We start from the raw sequence: 17480 nt of genomic DNA, 5'->3' as shown, positions 1-17480 counted from the left end.
CATGTGTGGTATTGTTGGATATATTGGAGATAAAAATACGCAGGAAATTCTGGTAGATGGACTTCGCAAATTGGAGTATCGCGGGTATGATTCCGCAGGTATCTCCGTATTTACAGACAGTGGTCTGCAGATTGTCAAAGCACAGGGACGCATGGCTAACCTGGAATCCAAACTGGAGCAGCATCCACTGATCGGCAGAGCAGGTATCGGACACACGCGCTGGGCGACTCACGGTAAACCATCTGACGTTAACTCCCATCCGCATACAGACGAGAAGCAAAAATTCTCTGTTGTACACAACGGCATTATCGAGAACTATCTGGAACTGAAAGATGAACTGATTCGTTCCGGTATTCACTTTGTATCCGAGACGGATACTGAAGTTATCGCGCATCTGGTAGCTCGTGAATACGAAGGTGATATCGTAAAAGCTGTACAAAAAGCAGTTACTTACATGCGCGGTGCATTTGCACTGGGCGTTCTGACAGAGCATGAGCCAGACAAACTGGTAGCTGTACGTCAAGCCAGCCCGCTCGTTATCGGCGTAGGGGAAGGCGAGAACTTTATCGGTTCGGATATCCCGGCTATTCTGAAATATACACGTAACGTATATATTCTGAATGATGGTGAAATGGCTGTTCTGACCAAGGATGCTGTTGAACTGATGTCGATTGAAGGCAACTTTATTTCTCGGGAAATGATTCATGTGGACTGGGATGCAGTAACCGCAGAAAAAGGCGGATTTGACCATTTCATGCTGAAAGAAATTCATGAGCAGCCAAAAGCTTATCGTGACACCATGCTGGGCCGTGTTAATGACGATGGTAAAGGCGTTCACTTCAGTGATCTGAAGCTGACAGCCGAGCAAATTCGCAATATCCGTAATGTACAGATTATTGCATGTGGTACAGCGTACCATGCAGGTCTGGTAGGACGTAACATTATTGAGAAGCTGGCTCATATTCCGGTTGAAACGGATGTGGCTTCCGAGTATCGTTATCGTTCTCCGATCGTGAACAAAGATACACTGGTCATCGTAGTCAGCCAATCCGGTGAGACTGCAGATACATTGGCAGCACTGCGTGAAGCACAGGCCAATGGTGCTCACGTTATTGCAATCACCAACGTGGTAGGCAGCTCGATCGCTCGTGATGCAGATGACGTAATCGCTACACTGGCAGGACCGGAAATTGCTGTAGCTTCTACCAAAGCCTACACTTCCCAGCTGATCGCATTCTATCTGTTCGGTCTGTACATGGCCGAGATTCGCGGCACACAGACAACCGAAGAGATTACGCGTACACTGGCAGCTATGGATTCCTTGCCGGAGCAGGTAGAAAAAGTACTGGAAATGGCACCGGAAATCAAAGAATATGCAGAGCATATCGCTCAGCACAAACACCTCTTCTTTATCGGACGCGGTGTGGATTATGCAGTCGTACAGGAAGGTTCTCTGAAACTGAAAGAGATCTCCTATATCCATTCCGAAGCTTATGCTGCAGGTGAGCTGAAACACGGTACACTGGCTCTGATCGAAGATGGTATCCCTGTTATCGCTCTGGCAACACAGGAAGATGTTATCGAGAAAACAGTCAGCAATATCAAGGAAGTCAAAGCTCGTGGTGGCGAAGTGATGGTTGTCTCTTATGAAGAAAACCGTGAAGATTTGCTCAAATCGGTAGATACCGTGATGACAATTCCAAGAACACTGCCAATCCTGAGCCCGGCACTGTCTGTTGTTGTACTGCAGCTGCTGGCTTACTACGCTTCTCTGGCGCTGGAGCATGATGTGGACAAACCACGTAACCTGGCGAAAAGCGTAACGGTTGAATAGTAGGTTACGAGTTGATCGATTAATAATATGCAGGCGATGATGACGTGTATCCCTGTATGGTATTATAAATAGAAAATGCACCCTTTCCCTAAACAGGCAGACCTTTTACAGGTAAGCTGTTAAGTCGGAAAGGGTGCATTTTTATATGCATCATAGCAGGTTACTTACGGTTGAAAACGATAGCCCGCTCCCCATACGGTCTGAATATAGCGCGGATTGCCCGGGTCGTCTTCAACCTTCTCGCGCAGACGATTGATATGAACAGCTACAGTAGCATTATCACCTACCGAGTCAAAGCCCCAGATGCGTTCGTACAGCGTATCTTTGCTGAACACAATATTAGAATTCAGCACCAGAAAATGCAGCAGCTCAAATTCCTTTTTCTTCAGCTCCAGTTCGCGTCCCTGCAGATAGGCGCGGTGGGCATGGGTATTGATTACGAAGGCGCCCATCTCAATAGTACCGCTCTGCTGGGCTGCGCCTATTCCTTTTTTGAGCCGATCATACTGTGCCAGATTGGATTTGACCCGGGCAATCAACTCATGGGGGAAAAGGGCTTTACAATATAATCATCTGCACCCAGTCCCAATCCACGAATTTTATCGATATCTTCCTGCTTGGCGGTTACCATCAGGATCGGAATATCGAGCTTCTCCCGTAGCTGTCGGCAGACAGCGAATCCATCCTGACCCGGCAGCATCAGATCCAGCAGGATAAGCTGGAATTGGCCGGATAACGCCCGTTCTGCACCGGTAATGCCATTGTCGGCGATTTCTACGGCAAACTGGTTGATCTCCAGGTAATCCCGTTCAATCGCTGCAATAGCTTCATCATCTTCAATAATCAGTATCTTTTTCATTATAAGTCCTCCTGTTGAAGCACTGGCAGTATAATCTCGATACAGAGACCGCCTGTAGATGCCAGCCTGGCTTCAATATGACCACCCATGCGTTCTACGGCTTTGGCTGTAATAGCGAGTCCCAGACCACTGCCCTTGTGGGGAAGATTGCGTGAAGGATCACTGCGGTAAAAAGCATCAAATAATTTGCCCAGCGATTCTTCCGGTACCCCGGGACCATTGTCGGTCAACGTAATGAGCAGCTGATCCTGCTGCAGCCGGGTACTGATCCGAATGAGGCAGCGTTCCTTGTCTTTGTAGTTCAGGCTGTTTTCCAGAATATTCGTAAAAATACTATCCAGCTGCACCTGATCGGCTACAATCGCAGCCGGAGCATCGGAGATATCCATTTCAATATCAAGACCTCGTGTCCGATACTCCTCAGCAGTCGCCCGAATCAAGGACAACAGCTCCTGATGAACATCCAGTACTTCGGGATCATATGGATAATCACCCATATCTAATTTGGAAAAAAGGAATATTTTGGATACCATGCGATCGATATCCTCGGCTTTGGTTTTGATCATCGAAATGTATTTTTGACGGGACTCCGGTGTACTGGCAACACCGTCCAGCAATCCTTCGGAATACGCACGAATCGAAGTAAGCGGCGAACGCAGATCGTGGGAGATGCTGGCCAGCAGTTCCTTGCGGTTCTCTTCCTGCCTCTGAATCAGCTGCAGCGATTGCTTGAGCTGGACCGCCATATCGTTAAAATCTTTGCAGACCGCAGCAAATTCATCATTATTTGGATAATGGATATGTGCATCCAGGTTTCCGTCCCGAATCTCGTGAACGGCATGGACCAGGTTGTCGAGCGGCTGACGAATATGCCTGAATACAAAATGAGTCAGAAACCGATTGGTGAAAATAACAGTAATAATCGTCCCCAGTCCCAGCAGTACAAGGAAAATATTACTAAGGAAGCTATATAGTTCGTAATTGTCATCTATCGAATTGTAGCGGTCGTATTTGCTGAAAATAGAGACGATATAACGATCTCCATCCACCTGGACAGGCTGGGTATAGACGCTTTCCTTTTCCAGTGACAGACTGGCTTCTCCCTGGAGTGTCCAGATGATTTTCATCATTTTGTTATCCGCATCAATATCCAGCATACCAAAGTTGTAGATCTGCTTTTGGGACGAAGCGGAATAGATGCTCAATTTCATGGAGTTTTTGTTCAGATACTCGTTTAGCTTCCGGACCTGGTTGGAATCGGGATGGGGCTGTTCACGAATCAGTTGCTTGGTGACATTTAATAGTCTGCTGGGGTCGGCATAGGCACTGTTTTCGCTCTCGTCAATACTTTTCCAGTACTGATCGGACAGTAACTTGCCGGACAGAATAATAATGACAGAAATAAATACAGGTATTACAACCATAAGAATGTTAGAGATCACCAAGCGCTGTTTAATTGTCATACCTTTATCCTTTCTGTGATCATTATGGTGTTGCTATGCAATCAGTCGGTGCGCAGCGCATGGATCGGACGCAGCCGCGAAGCTTTGTATGCAGGGCTGATGCCGAATACAAGACCGATAAAAAAGGAAAACAAAAAAGCAATCAGCACCATATCCCATGCGTAGGCAATCGGATTGCCCATCAATTGCCCAGCCAACGAAGTCAGTCCCAGTCCTGCTCCGATCCCGATCAATCCTCCAAACGTGCTGAGAACAATCGATTCGAACATAAACTGCATCAGAATATTGCTTTTCTTGGCGCCAAGTGCTTTGCGGATACCGATTTCCCGGGTGCGTTCGTTGACTGACATGATCATGATATTCATAATGCCGATCCCGCCCACAACCAGGGAGATGCCTGCAATACTGGCCAGAGCGGTAGACATCATCGCCGAGGTTTTTTCCGAACTTTCTATCATTTCCTGGGCATCAAATACATTATAGGCTTCCGGATGGTTTTTGAATGTTTTGCTTAGATTATTTTCCAGTTGGGCTTTGACCTGCGGGACGTCCTGACGGTTGACAGCTTTGACCACAAAGGATTGAATTCCTTTGGTCTGCAGGAAACGTTCGGCGGTCGCTATCGGGATCAGTACCTTGTCATCATTGGAGCCGGTCAGATCGGAGCCTTTGGGCTGCAATACGCCTACCACCTTGAATGAAATACCGTTCAGGCGTATATCCTGCCCAACCGGGTTGCCAAGACCATACAGCTTGCTTGCCACCTCGGAGCCGAGTACAGCGACCTCCTGGCGATATTGACTGTCGATATCAAGTAGAAAGCGTCCTGAACGCAGCCGGTAATTTTTGAGTGGTCGGTAATTGGGCGTGACACCCTCCAGTGAAGCATCGGTATGCCGATTGCCGTATTTGGCGGTCGCACTGCCGGAGATAGTCGGTGATACCAGATCCACGCCTTGCAGGTGACTGTAGGCATCTACTTCTTCAAGGGTGAGGGAACTAGTTACACCCATACCCATAATGGATACCATCAGCTGATTGGTTCCCAGATCGTCAAATTGTCCGGTGATAGAATCGGTAAAGCTCCGCCCGACAGATACGACCAGAATAACAGACGATACACCAATAATAATACCAAGCATCGTCAGAAAGGAACGTATTTTGTTGCCGATCACACTGGTCATGGCCATCCGTATACTTTGGAAAAAGATCATGATTGCATCCTCCGATCTTCGGTGACCTGCCCATCATGAATCCGGATCACCCGTTTGGCCTGTTCGGCAATCTCCAGATCATGCGTAATCAAAATAATGGTATGTCCCTGGGCATTGAGGGATTGCAGCATCTGCATTACTTCTTTGCCTGTTTTGGGGTCCAGCGCACCGGTAGGTTCATCAGCCAGCAGGATAGGAGGCTGCCCGGCAAGTGCACGGGCTATCGCTACCCGCTGCTGTTGTCCGCCGGAAAGCTGATTGGGACGGTGATGCATTCGTTCTTCCAGACCGACCCGGGTCAGTGCTTCCGCTGCTTTTTGTTTTCGTTCCCGATAGGAGATTCCCCGGTAGATCAGAGGAAGCTCTACATTTTCGATAGCCGAGAGCTTGGGCAAAAGATTAAAGTTTTGGAAAATGAAGCCGATCTTTTCGTTGCGGATTCTGGCGAGACGATTATCCGACAGCTTGCGTACATTCTGCCCATCGAGCAGATAATTGCCTTCATTGGGAAGATCCAGACATCCGATCATATTCATCAAGGTAGATTTGCCTGATCCCGAAGGACCGATAATCGCGACAAATTCTCCATGATCTATCGTAAATGATATTCCCTGCAGGACCAGCATTCGTTGTCCTGCCATCATATAGCCATGCTCCAGATTCTCTATCCGGATTAGTGGTTCTGTACTCATTGGCTGTTTCCTCCGGTAGAGGAAGTATTGTCAGCCGCACTGCTGCCTGTATCAGCCGTACTGCTGCCGGTAGAAGAGGTACTGCTGGTCGACGTACTGTTATCTGTGGAAGACGTGCTATTTGTCGATGTATTGCTATTGGCGGAATCAGCACTGCCAGTCGATGTACTGCTGTCTGTAGAAGAAGTAGCATCCGCAGTACTGCTATCGGTTGAACTGCTGTCGGTGGACGAGCCGGAATCAGTGCTGTCCGAAGCCGCTGCTGGATCTGCTGAAGAGCTATCCATCGCCGGATCGCTGCCATCCATGGATAATCCGGTTCCTCCAAACATATCGGCTTCCGGTCCGATCACCTGATCGCCTTCTTTAAGCCCGCTTTTGATTTCGATCAGGTTTTCATTATGAATACCGACTTTGATTTCCTTTTCGACAGGGGCAGGCGGTGTGCCTGCAGGTGCCTGTGGATCAGGCGGACCCTGCAGCTGAACAAAGTATTTGCCATCCCGCTGATTCACGGTTTCCAGAGGAAGCACAGGAATATTCTTTTTTTCTTCTACAAAAATAGTAGCCTGGGCAGACATGCCTGCTTTGGCATTGGGTGCGCGATCCAGATGAATAGTTACGGCAAAAGTGGACACCCCATTTTTGATCGAACCTTCATTGGCAATGGCGGATACGCGTCCGGTATAGGTCTGATCCGGCAGCGCATCCAGCTGTACCGAAGCTTTCATGCCGGTGCGGATTTTTGGAATATTCATCTCATCCACCTGAATCGTAGCACTCAGGTCATGATAGTCTACAATAGTGAATACCTCTGCTCCATTGCTGACTGCACCGCCGGGAACGATACTGACCTTGGTAATCGTACCGCTGGCTGGTGCAACCAGCGGATTATGGGGAATCTGGTCTTTTTGCAGCTGTGCGATTTCGGATTCGGTGCTGGCGATATCGGTTTTGGCTTTTTCAATGCCGAGCCGGGCACTATCTATATCGGTCTGGGACGTACCATCCATCACCAGCTGTTTGTACTGCTCCTGCTTGTCATGCAGATCGCTTTGCTGCTGCTGAAGCGTGGTTGTACGCTGCCGCATATCTTTGGAGACATCGGTGCCTTTGTATGTCATTAATACCTGTCCTTTTTTGACATCCATATTCAGCTTGCCGAGTACCTGATTCACATTGCCCTGATCCGCAGCATAGACGATAGTCTGCTCGGTGGCTTTGGTGGCACCGGAGCCTTTGATTTGAACAGAAATGGTATCTTTTTGTACGGTCATCAGATTGGGTACAATTACCGGAGTCGGTTCGGGTTTGGGCCAGAAATGATATATGGCTGCAGCTGCAGCCGCTGCGACTATAACAGTCACAGCAGTGATCCAGATTGCTTTTTTACTTCTCATGCTTTGCCTCCAGTTGTAGTGGATGAGTGATTTGTATTGCTGTCCGAACCGGTATTTTTACCAGTATTACCAGCATTACCGGAATTATCTACTGTACCGGATTTGCCTGTATCGGGTGTCTCGGGTGTATCCGGTGTCGATGGGGCAGGTGTAGAGCTGCCGGTATTGGATGAAGAGTCTATAGTCGTCAGAACCATCTCCAGATTGTAGCTCTGGCTGCCCAGCTGGATTCGTTCACCCTGGAATTCATCATAGACATTCATAGTGAATTTTCTCGATTGGGTCGTTTTGTACGCATTGCTCGTCAGGGAGGTAGAGTAGGCGAGCGATTGACCTGTGGTCAGATCGGTACCCGGAACCATTACTTTTTCCTGAATCTGACCGGATGGATCAATCCACTGCAGGATCAGACGATGACCGGTGTCTCCGGTTTCGTAGTTGTTATTTTTGGTCAGGTTATAAGTCATATTAAAGGAAACGGTATCCTGGCCTTCTACCAGTGTCCCGGTAGCACGTGTAACAGCAAACGTATAAGGGAACAATTCCATATTGCTGCTGAGTGTAGTGACCGGAGCTGGTGTCTGCTTTTTCAAAGCTAGCTCGACAGCATTGATATAAGCGGTTGGTGTATCGCTTGGCTGTGCCAGTTGCCCTTCTTTGACGCCTTCACCGATGTACAGTGTCAGCTGGGATGTATTCACATTGGCAGGAAGCTGACTCCAGACCGTAACCAGGTTTTTGCCTTTTGGACGAATCGCTTTGCTGGACTGGATCACTTCGGCTTCGTAATATTCGTTATCCTGCGTTTTGTAATAGGCGACGAGTCGGGATGGATTGGAGGTGCGTGTCTCTTCGCTGCTCATCTCCAGCTCGGTATAGGCGATATTCTGCCCTGCACCTGTATAGGTTATGGTACGACATTCCTTGACTTCGGCACGCTTGCCGGCTGTCTGGATATGGAATGATGCACCGCTGGCAATCCGGGATACGGCAGAGTTGATTGGTCCGGTACGCAGTGTCAGGAAAAGCTCGCTGGCATCTGCGGTAGCATCTGATTTGTCAGCTGCCGTATTCAGTTCAAGCTGAAGCTGATTTAGATTATGGTCATACGGGAATCTTCCGATGACGTAATAGACCGCACTGTCTCCGGCTGCCAATGAAGAGCTCTCGTTATTTTCTGCGACCAGCTGAACAGGACTGCTCGTACGGTTGTTCTCGGCTCTCATAGATCCGGTTAATTCCGGTAATGTAACAGAGGAAGAACCGGCATTGCGCAGGCGGATCTTGGCAACGACCATATCTTCTGTAGACCATGGCATACGCTGGATCGATTCCAGGGTCACGCCAAAGCTGCCATAGCTGTTATCCACGGTATATTCAGCCTGCTCGGATTGAGTCTGCTCCGGCGTATACGGAATTTTGTAAAAGGCGGTAGGCAAATCAATCGAACTTGTAGCCGGTGCTGCAGTTGGTTTGGCAGCTGTGTCACTATCACTGGAACTGCTGCTCTCGGCAGGTACGGAAGGCTCCACCAGTTGCAGCTGAAGCGCACTTTGCTTGAGTTTGAGCGGTACTTCGGCGGACAGCTGAATGACTTTGTCTTCCAGCGGCTTGAGTGTGAGACTGCCGAGTGCTTTGGTACGAATCGGGAAGGCATAACCTTCGGACGATTTGAGCGCTAGTTCGTAAGCAGGTAGCGTAAGTGCCTGGGTTCCGGTATTTTTGACGCGGAACTGAATCATCCATGCGGCTTTGTCGCCACTGGTGGACATACTGGCCTGCTTGAGCTGCGTTTCGATTGTGCTGCTGCCTATAGTCAGTGTTTTGACTTTGCCGGCAGGTACGACCAGATTGGATGCCGTCACCTCGGGCAGTTGAAAAGAAGCGACCGGTAGCTCGGTTTGTAGGGTCTGCTCGGTACGGGTGATCAGCAGTGACATTTTTTTCATTTTTAGGGAAGCCGGAATCTCGGTCAGATAGGTGACCGTTTTGCTGCTGCCGGGGGCAATACGGTATTCACGGCCTGCGTGATCCAGACGAAGCTCAAAGGTGGAGCCGCCAGCGGATTGCAGATATGTTTTATAGTTGGGAGAGTCCAGTGTCTCGGCTCCCTGGTTGGTAATATTCAGCATCACGACAGCATAGGATGTATTGTTGAACCGGATAGTTTGCAATTTTGCCGGTTTCAGAACGATGGGGAGATTATCAATGACTACTTTTTGGCTGTGTCCCTTGGCAGCAGCAGGAGAATAAGCGGCAGGAATATGGAAGCTGCCCAGCTTTTTCTCATAGTTCGAACTGTTAAAGTCCCAGCCGAACATGGTGATTCGGGTACCGTTCAGACTGGCTGCGGCCTCGGGCTTGATATAGTAGGTAACAGACAGCTGGTTATGAGCAGGGACGATCGTTTTGGTCTTGTCTTCCGGTAGAACCGTACCGCGGGTGGTGATTCCCTGAGAGGTTGTTACTTTGGAAAAGGCATTCAGCAGTTTGTAGGGGCTGGATGTAGTATTGGTGTAAGTCAGCGTGTATACGAGAATGCTGCCGGTGTTTTTGCGGGCCATCTGCAGATTGCTCAGTCTGGCACTTACACCGGACTGTAGAGCGACCGAAGATAGAGAGCCGAGCGAGCTTACACGCTGTATCTGGGCATGGGGTACGGAAGTGCTGACCGGTGCGGCCAGTACCGATGTGGGTATACTCTGACTGGAAGTTACGATTCCAGCCAGAAGTAAAAAGTACGTTGGATAATTCTTCATTGATTTCCCTCCTGATATGCAGAACTCTGTCTGAGCCGATCTTCATGTACTAAGCTACCGACTTATCATAGAAGAAGGTTCTAACACATCGATAAATAAAAGAACATCAATGATATACAGATTCTAAAATAAAGTTAAACTTTTCTTAAACTAGCAGCGAATAGTCAATTCCAGCTGGTTCAGGATAAATCAATTGAAGCGGGTTCCTGAAAAGATCATCTGTTCCAATAAAAATCCCTGCACCGTCCAAAGGACGATACAGGGATATAGGCAGCAACCGGGAGATGCATTTGTTCCATTAACGAATAGCCGGTGCACCCAGTTTTTTGAGGTAAAAGAAATAGGGCAGTGGATGATTTTTCATATCCATCATCCCCATAACGACATCTACACTGACTTTGCGAAAATGGTCCATAATCGGTAAATGGTCATAAATCATCGTCGCTGTAATGCGTCCACGGTGTTCAACCATACGCAGACGGGCTTCTCCGCCATCGCTGGGTACCAGTTTCATCTTGTCCACCAGGCGACCGGGATCGGCAGGAAAGATGCTGCCATTTTTTTTATAAAAAAGCAGAGGATCGACATTGTCCACCGAGTGAAATGCCTTGCCATACCAGTGCATTTTCTCCAGTATTCCGTCCATTGGATGACCGGTGCGCAGTTCGAATCCGCGCCACGTTCCTATCATCTCCTCCAGTTCAACAGTATCCAGTTCATCATAAAAGTCCAATGCTTGTTCTCTCGAAATCTGATCTTGATAGGTCATACTCCAGAATTGCGGTTCCATCGTCTCGATCATACAATTTCCTCCCTTAATGAGATTCTTGCTGGCTGTATCGATAGTTCCATAGCAGAGGAATACATTTGGTTATCCAATAAAAAATAGGTCTTATTTAATACTTATACGGGTTCGAAGGTCTTTAATCGCCAGTTCCATAAAAAGATATACACAGGCATTAAAATGGCCTAATAGATGATGAAAGCATCTAGAAAAAGCAGCAGCTTTCTGCTTTTTTATTTGATGCTAATGCTGGCTACCGCACTAGATTCTCAGGAAGTGGCACTGACCAAGCTGGTACTGTATGTCACTGATAGCGAATACAGCTATCTGATCAGTATTGCCTAGTCTAGGTATAGGCTACAATAAAATAGGAATCGTATAAAAGAAGCTTATACAGACAAAAGCAGAAAATATTAACATTTTATCCACGTTATCCACGGAACAGTCCACTTTTTATCAGTTATCCACTGTGGATAAAATAAATAATCCCCGCTGCCTGAATATGGTGCAGTCGGGGATTATTTATTTTCCAACTTTAATTCAAACAGTTATTATTCCGATCGAACAGGTACCTGCCAGTAAAAAGGAGCATCGTGACCGAGACTACCTTCTACGGCACCGCCTTCTTTTCGCCAGTATTCCATACCGCCGATCATTTCTTTTACCGAAAAGCCGAGCCGGGCAAGTGTGGATGCTGCGCGTGTCGCTCCATTGCAGGCAGGCCCCCAGCAGTAGGTAATAATCGTCTGTTCCCGATCCCAGTCTGCTGTTGTCTCTTCATTGATCCGGCGCCCCGGCAGCGAGATAGCACCGGGGATATGACATTCTGTATACGACTGCTCATCCCGTACATCCAGTAGGATAAAAGAAGTGACTCCTTTGCCCAGATCGGCAGCGACATCTGCTACATCCGTCTCATAAGCGAGACGCATGGCAAAATGGCGATAAGCCTCTTCGGGGGCAGCCGCCGGTATTTCTGTAACCGATGAAAAGCGTGGACGTGTATTCATAACAGTTATCTCCTTTATATTATCTATTGGTCTGAAGTCATAAAAGGATCAGGTATCGTCCTGCTCGCTCTGTCTTCTCTACGGATTGTAAAGGATCTCGCAGTATCTGGTATGGTGAAGTTATGAATAGGAGCTATCGATATTATCGATAATAGGACTGGGGAAGAAAGAATATATCGCTCTGCATCTTGTCGATTATTATTTTGCTGCACAGCAGGGTTCATTTATCGTAAGCTGAATCATATACCCTGCTAGGGAGGAGGCATCACGATGGAGCTGCTTTATCTAAAAACCTTTTGTGCACTGGTTCAATGGGGAAATTATACACGTACCGCGCTGGAGCTGGATTATGCACAGTCCAGCATCACTAATCATATCCAGCGGCTCGAACAGTTGTATGGCGGACAGCGTTTGCTGCAGCGGAGCGGCAATCAGGTAGTACCGACAGAAGCGGGACAGCGCCTGCTGCCCTATGCCCGTCAACTGCTGGAATTGCAGCACCAGGCCAGAGAGGCAGTGATGGCTCAGTATCCGGAGGCGCCTGTACTGGTGATCGGTACAATCGAATCGCTATCGCTTTATTACCTGCCGGAACTGCTGGAGGCTTTTCGTCATCAATATCCTGCGTACAAAGTCAAAATTGTTCTCGGACAGGAAGCAGAGCTGATCGAGCAGGTCAGACAGGGCAAGCTGGATCTGGCACTGATCTTCGATCAACCTTGCAGCAGTGCAGGCATTGAATGTATGCTGCTGTTCGAAGCGCCCATGATGATCATTATGCATTCACAGCATCCGCTTGCCGGTTCAGCGTCTGTCTCGGCGGCTGCACTGGTAGAACAGCCGCTAATTCTTACGGAAGACGGCTGCACCTATCGGGCCGGGCTGCTGGAGACGATGCGTCAATCTGCACTGGCTGCAGATATACGCTGGGAGCTGAGCAGTATTGAAGCGATCAAGCAGGCGGTGAGCAGACAATGGGGCATCGGATTTTTGCCTTTATTTACGATAAAAGAAGAAGATCGATCACAGGGAATAACCGCCATACCCTGGATCGAGCAGGGGCGCCGCTGGTATGGACAGCTGGTTTATTCCGGTCAGCTATCGGCAGGAGCACAGGCGTTTATGCAGCTGGAACAGCTTTACGCCCATTCTGCTGCGCCAGCTTTCAGACATATTGTTCAACAGAATACGGAAACAGTTCATCAATAAATATTCATTTATTCCTATAAACTTAGTCTGGATTAACTTCATTTTAATTTGGAAACAAGGTATACTATTGAAGAAAACGGGCAAGATAAGATATACTTTTCCCGCAAACCCTATATCGCTAAAGGAGTGTCATTATGCCACAAGTATTGGTTTTTGGTCATAAAAATCCGGATACGGATACAATCACATCCGCTATCGCCTATGCAGCACTGAAAAAAGAACTGGGTGTCGATGCAGAAGCTGTGCGTCTCGGTGAAGTTAACGGAGAGACCCAGTATGCACTGGACTACTTCAAAGTAGCTGCACCGCGTCTGGTAGACAAAGTAAGCGAAGTAAAAGAAGTTATCCTCGTCGATCATAACGAGCGCCAGCAAAGTGCTGACGATATCGATCAGGTTACGGTAACCGAAGTTATCGACCACCATCGTATCGCCAACTTTGAGACCAGTGCTCCACTGTACTACCGCGCTGAGCCTGTAGGCTGCACAGCTACGATTTTGAATAAATTGTACAAAGAAAACGGCGTGACGATCACCAAGGAAATTGCCGGTTTGATGCTGTCTGCAATTATTTCCGATTCCCTGCTGTTCAAATCTCCTACTTGCACCGAGCAGGATGTAGCTGCTGCGCGCGAACTGGCTGAAATCGCTGGTGTAGATGCCGAGAAATATGGTCTGGATATGCTCAAAGCCGGTGCGGATCTGAGCCAGAAAACGGTAGAACAACTGATCTCTCTGGATGCCAAAGAGTTCCAGATGGGCGATGCCAAAGTGGAAATCGCACAGGTAAATACAGTAGACGTAAATGACGTACTGTCCCAGCAGGCTGCTCTGGAGACTGCTATCAATGCCGTTATCGAAAAAAAAGGTCTGGATCTGTTCCTGTTCGTCGTAACCGACATTCTGAACAATGACTCGGTAGGTCTGGCACTGGGTAAACGTACCGATGTAGTGGAAAAAGCGTACAAAGTATCCCTGGATAATCATACTGCTCTGCTCAAAGGTGTAGTATCCCGTAAATCCCAGGTGGTTCCTGTCCTGACGGATACATTTGCTCAATAATCGATTCAGCGCCAGAATCGATATTCGCTTCACCTGTTCATGAATACATAGGGTGATGCAGTCGGTCATACACAAAAAGCTGTTCCGCAAACGAAAAATAGAAACTGTCCTTGTTGGAGTCAACAAGGGGACAGTTGTCATTTTTCACTGTGGAACAGCTTTTTTGTTATACCGATATAAGGGATCGACAGCGTACGGACCATCTGTGGACCAGATAGCCTCTATCATCCATGCAGCCCCAATAGATCCTTTATACCGATATAGAACCTACTACACTTATCTGCCTATTAAGCTGAGGATTTACTTTATTCTATATATCGTTGTTTAGGTTTAGCTGCGGGACGGTTCATGAGTCGGAGCAGGAGGACCGCTGGGCAGCATGTTGGGACCGAGAGAACCGGAAGCGCCAGGCAGACTGCCCGGTGCACCGGACGGAGGGCCGCCTGCTCCGGGCAGTCCCGGCAAATTGCCAACCGGTGCTGCAGCAGCCTGTTTGGCCAGCTTTTGCTTTTCCCATAGGCCACGGGCAATAACAAGCATAGCCAGTACACTTGTGTACAGCATCATGGAGCCGAGCTCAGGCAGCATTTCCCGAAAAGGTGCTCCGCGAAGACCCAGACTTCGCAGGAATTTGAACATCCATACAAACGGGAAAAAGTCACTGATCTGCAGCGCAAGTGGAGGGAAGAGCGCTCGGGCCATCGTACCGCCGGATAGCACAAATGCGGGCATGAAAATAAAGATCATGCGAGAGGCTGCAATTCCCGGATGCGCTGCACCCCAGGCGACCAAAATATTGATACATACCGATCCAAACACATACAGCATCACCGGAATCATAAACAAAAACGGACTGCCGACAAAGCGGGTATCATCAAACAGCTTCAATACACCCATCGCAAAAATCAGACCAGCAGTCGAAAATAGCAGATATGGAATAATCCGGAACAGCAGATTAAACGGATTTTGCAGCTCGCTAGCCAGACGGTGCGATACACGCAGCCGGGCGACGATCGGCAGACTGTTGATATTCAGCATCATAAACGAGAACATACAGACAAATGTCAGAATCGTCGTGTTCTGGTAATTGCTCGTCGGATTGAACAGTGCACGGACTTCAACCGCGAGATTACTTAGCGTCCCTTGCGCCTGGGTACTGCTCATTCCGGTTCGTGCCAGAGCAGGTATCGATAGCTGCATGTTTTCCGTAGCGGTAATTTCTTGCATCGCTGTCCGGATAAAAGTAACCGCCTGGCTATTCGTATTATCCAGAATCAGCCCCAGACGATTCGGTACCGCCCGGTTGTGATTATCCTCGAGTCCCTTGGGCAGGGAGATCACGGCCAGATACTGCTCATGATAAAAGTATTCCTCCGGGTGCTCGGCATAGGATACGACCTGGTCGACATGAATATACTGGGACGAATCGATTTTCTGAATCAGTTGTCTACTATAAGCCGTATTGTCCTGATCGACAACCACAACGCGGGATTCGTTAATCTGACTGCTCGGCAGCAGCAGGGTATAAGCGAGCACCGCGACCAATGGAAACATGATGGCGATAATCGGATATTTGGATTTGACCAGGTAATTCCATTCATCAAGAAGTGATTTCATCAGTATTCACCTCAGCGGTCATGCCCGGCAGCAGTGCGCCGGTTTTTGGTACATAGATGCGAACCTGGAAGGTAGCGATATCCGCTTCGCCTTTTTCACGGGACATACGTAGGTTGGCAAATTGCGGCGCAGAAGTAACATAGCGCACCTTGCCCTGGATATCCTGATTGGTAGCAGGAAGGTGAACCGTTACCTGCTTATTCGCTTTGAACTTGCTTGCCTGGTCTTCGCTCACATACAGGTCAAAGTACATTTCATTCGTTTCGAGCGTAATCACAGGGGTACCTTGAGCGATATTCTCACCGATTTTGGTGCTGACTGCAGTGATTTTGCCATTTTGCGGAGCTTTGAGTACCAATCGGGATTTTTTGAGTAAAAGGGTTTTGAGTTCGACCTGCTGGGCGGCTTTTTGCTGCTTGAGCAATTGGACGGACAGCTCCTGATCCGCCAGCTGCTGACGAGTCTGGGCAACGGTATCCAGCTGGGTCGCGGAGTTTTCGGCTGCGATTCGGGCAGCTTCAATCTCGTCCTGCGCCTGGGTGATGCTGACTGTAGCCTGACCAACTTGCTCGGTTGCCTGATTGGCCTGTTCCGCAGCCTGACGGGTACGCTCATTCGCTTGCTGGCGCTCCTCGGCAGTCGCCCCGTTTTTCATTTTGGTCAGTGCTTCCTGCTGCTGGCTTAATTGGTTTTTGGCCAGAGTGAGTGCATTGTCGGCACTGTCCATTTCGGCTTTGCTGCTCAAACCGGCATCATATAGCTTGCGGATGCGATCGTAACTGGTCTGCGCGGTTTGCAGACTTTTGGTCGCTGATTGTACAGCGATTTGCTGCTGCTGCATATCTTCTTGGCGGGAACCATCATTGACCTGTTTCTCGGCAGCCGCTGCCTGACGCTGAGCAGACTCAGCCTGCCGGCGTGCCGCTTCGGCCTGACGTTGGGACGCTTTGGATGTTTCCAGAGCTGCCGCGCTCTTGTTTTGATTTACCTGGGCCTGCGCAATCGCCAGCTTGGCCTGTTTTTCCTGGGTTGTAGCTTTGGCATAGCCCAGTTTGATCGATTGTTCCTGCTGCTGGATCTGGGTATCGAACTGCTGAATTTGCTTTTGCAGCTGTTCAATCTGCAGATTCACATCGGTAGCATCAAGCGTCATTAGTACATCGCCTTTTTTGACGACTTTTTCTTCCTGATAAGGAATAGTGGTCACTTTGCCGCCTACCTGTTCGAACGATACATGTACCGTATCCGAGCTGAGAGTAGCGCTGCGAGCAGATTGGGATAGAGTAACCTGATCCTGCCCTTTGGCCTGCAGCAGGAATCCGCCTCCCAGTAGACAAACAATAGAAATAACGGGGATCACAAGACTTGCGATTTGATTGCGATTCATGAATAATAACGCTCCTTGATCATTTAAAATGGATAAATACATTCTGCAGATTATCACTATGAATGATGGATTTGGCTACTGTTGCTTTATCGATTAGACATATAAGCAGTCAGCAGGAGGAAATACAAATTTTACCTTGAATTAATAAAGTAAGCCAGCTAACAATATGGTGGATAATGGGCATTAATATG

General features: G+C 48.4%; 12 protein-coding genes and 1 pseudogene. 3 read left to right on the top strand and 10 right to left on the bottom strand.

Annotation, left to right across the window (positions count from 1 at the left end):
- Nucleotide 1: 1 nt before the first annotated feature.
- A complete protein-coding gene (glmS, locus tag AR543_RS21835) occupies nucleotides 2-1834 on the top strand; it encodes a glutamine--fructose-6-phosphate transaminase (isomerizing) (protein ID WP_060536415.1) in 1833 nt (610 codons plus the stop codon).
- Nucleotides 1835-1998: 164 nt separating this feature from the next.
- Here the strand turns inward: glmS and AR543_RS21830 are convergent.
- The 8 genes and pseudogenes from AR543_RS21830 to AR543_RS21790 all read right to left on the bottom strand — a co-directional run bounded on the left by AR543_RS21830 (nucleotide 1999) and on the right by AR543_RS21790 (nucleotide 12015).
- Nucleotides 1999-2693: pseudogene (locus AR543_RS21830) on the bottom strand (response regulator transcription factor).
- Complete coding sequence (locus tag AR543_RS21825) at nucleotides 2693-4156, bottom strand: sensor histidine kinase (RefSeq protein WP_060536414.1); 1464 nt, start codon at nucleotides 4154-4156, stop codon at nucleotides 2693-2695. Before AR543_RS21825 ends, AR543_RS21830 begins: the two are co-directional and overlap by 1 nt.
- Before the next feature lie 41 nt (nucleotides 4157-4197).
- On the bottom strand, nucleotides 4198-5370 hold the full coding sequence (locus AR543_RS21820; RefSeq protein ID WP_060536413.1) for an ABC transporter permease: 1173 nt from the start codon (nucleotides 5368-5370) through the stop codon (nucleotides 4198-4200).
- Nucleotides 5367-6062, bottom strand: coding sequence for an ABC transporter ATP-binding protein (locus tag AR543_RS21815; protein ID WP_060536412.1), 696 nt, complete (start codon nucleotides 6060-6062; stop codon nucleotides 5367-5369). Before AR543_RS21815 ends, AR543_RS21820 begins: the two co-directional genes overlap by 4 nt.
- On the bottom strand, nucleotides 6059-7462 hold the full coding sequence (locus tag AR543_RS21810) for an efflux RND transporter periplasmic adaptor subunit (protein ID WP_060536411.1): 1404 nt from the start codon (nucleotides 7460-7462) through the stop codon (nucleotides 6059-6061). Before AR543_RS21810 ends, AR543_RS21815 begins: the two co-directional genes overlap by 4 nt.
- The gene (locus AR543_RS21805) at nucleotides 7459-10221 is read right to left on the bottom strand and encodes a hypothetical protein (protein WP_060536410.1); all 2763 of its coding nucleotides are present in this window, start codon (nucleotides 10219-10221) and stop codon (nucleotides 7459-7461) included. The genes AR543_RS21810 and AR543_RS21805 overlap by 4 nt, the downstream gene beginning before the upstream one ends.
- A gap of 298 nt (nucleotides 10222-10519) precedes the next feature.
- On the bottom strand, nucleotides 10520-11023 hold the full coding sequence (locus AR543_RS21800; RefSeq protein ID WP_060536409.1) for a DUF4334 domain-containing protein: 504 nt from the start codon (nucleotides 11021-11023) through the stop codon (nucleotides 10520-10522).
- A gap of 533 nt (nucleotides 11024-11556) precedes the next feature.
- The gene (locus tag AR543_RS21790) at nucleotides 11557-12015 is read right to left on the bottom strand and encodes a rhodanese-like domain-containing protein (RefSeq protein ID WP_060536408.1); all 459 of its coding nucleotides are present in this window, start codon (nucleotides 12013-12015) and stop codon (nucleotides 11557-11559) included.
- 270 nt (nucleotides 12016-12285) lie between these two features.
- Here AR543_RS21790 and AR543_RS21785 point away from each other — a divergent pair, with 270 nt between their 5' ends.
- The gene (locus tag AR543_RS21785; RefSeq protein WP_060536407.1) at nucleotides 12286-13224 is read left to right on the top strand and encodes a LysR family transcriptional regulator; all 939 of its coding nucleotides are present in this window, start codon (nucleotides 12286-12288) and stop codon (nucleotides 13222-13224) included.
- Nucleotides 13225-13358: 134 nt separating this feature from the next.
- A complete protein-coding gene (locus tag AR543_RS21780) occupies nucleotides 13359-14285 on the top strand; it encodes a manganese-dependent inorganic pyrophosphatase (protein ID WP_060536406.1) in 927 nt (308 codons plus the stop codon).
- A 330-nt stretch (nucleotides 14286-14615) separates the two neighbouring features.
- Here AR543_RS21780 and AR543_RS21775 read toward each other — a convergent pair whose 3' ends face one another.
- On the bottom strand, nucleotides 14616-15902 hold the full coding sequence (locus AR543_RS21775; protein ID WP_060536405.1) for an ABC transporter permease: 1287 nt from the start codon (nucleotides 15900-15902) through the stop codon (nucleotides 14616-14618).
- The gene (locus tag AR543_RS21770; protein ID WP_060536404.1) at nucleotides 15886-17289 is read right to left on the bottom strand and encodes an HlyD family secretion protein; all 1404 of its coding nucleotides are present in this window, start codon (nucleotides 17287-17289) and stop codon (nucleotides 15886-15888) included. Before AR543_RS21770 ends, AR543_RS21775 begins: the two co-directional genes overlap by 17 nt.
- Nucleotides 17290-17480 lie beyond the last annotated feature (191 nt).

The sequence above is a fragment of the Paenibacillus bovis genome (assembly GCF_001421015.2).
GTDB lineage: Bacteria > Bacillota > Bacilli > Paenibacillales > Paenibacillaceae > Saccharibacillus > Saccharibacillus bovis.
The sequence above is the reverse complement of the archived record's forward strand: the minus strand, read 5'-3'. Positions and strand labels throughout refer to the sequence as shown.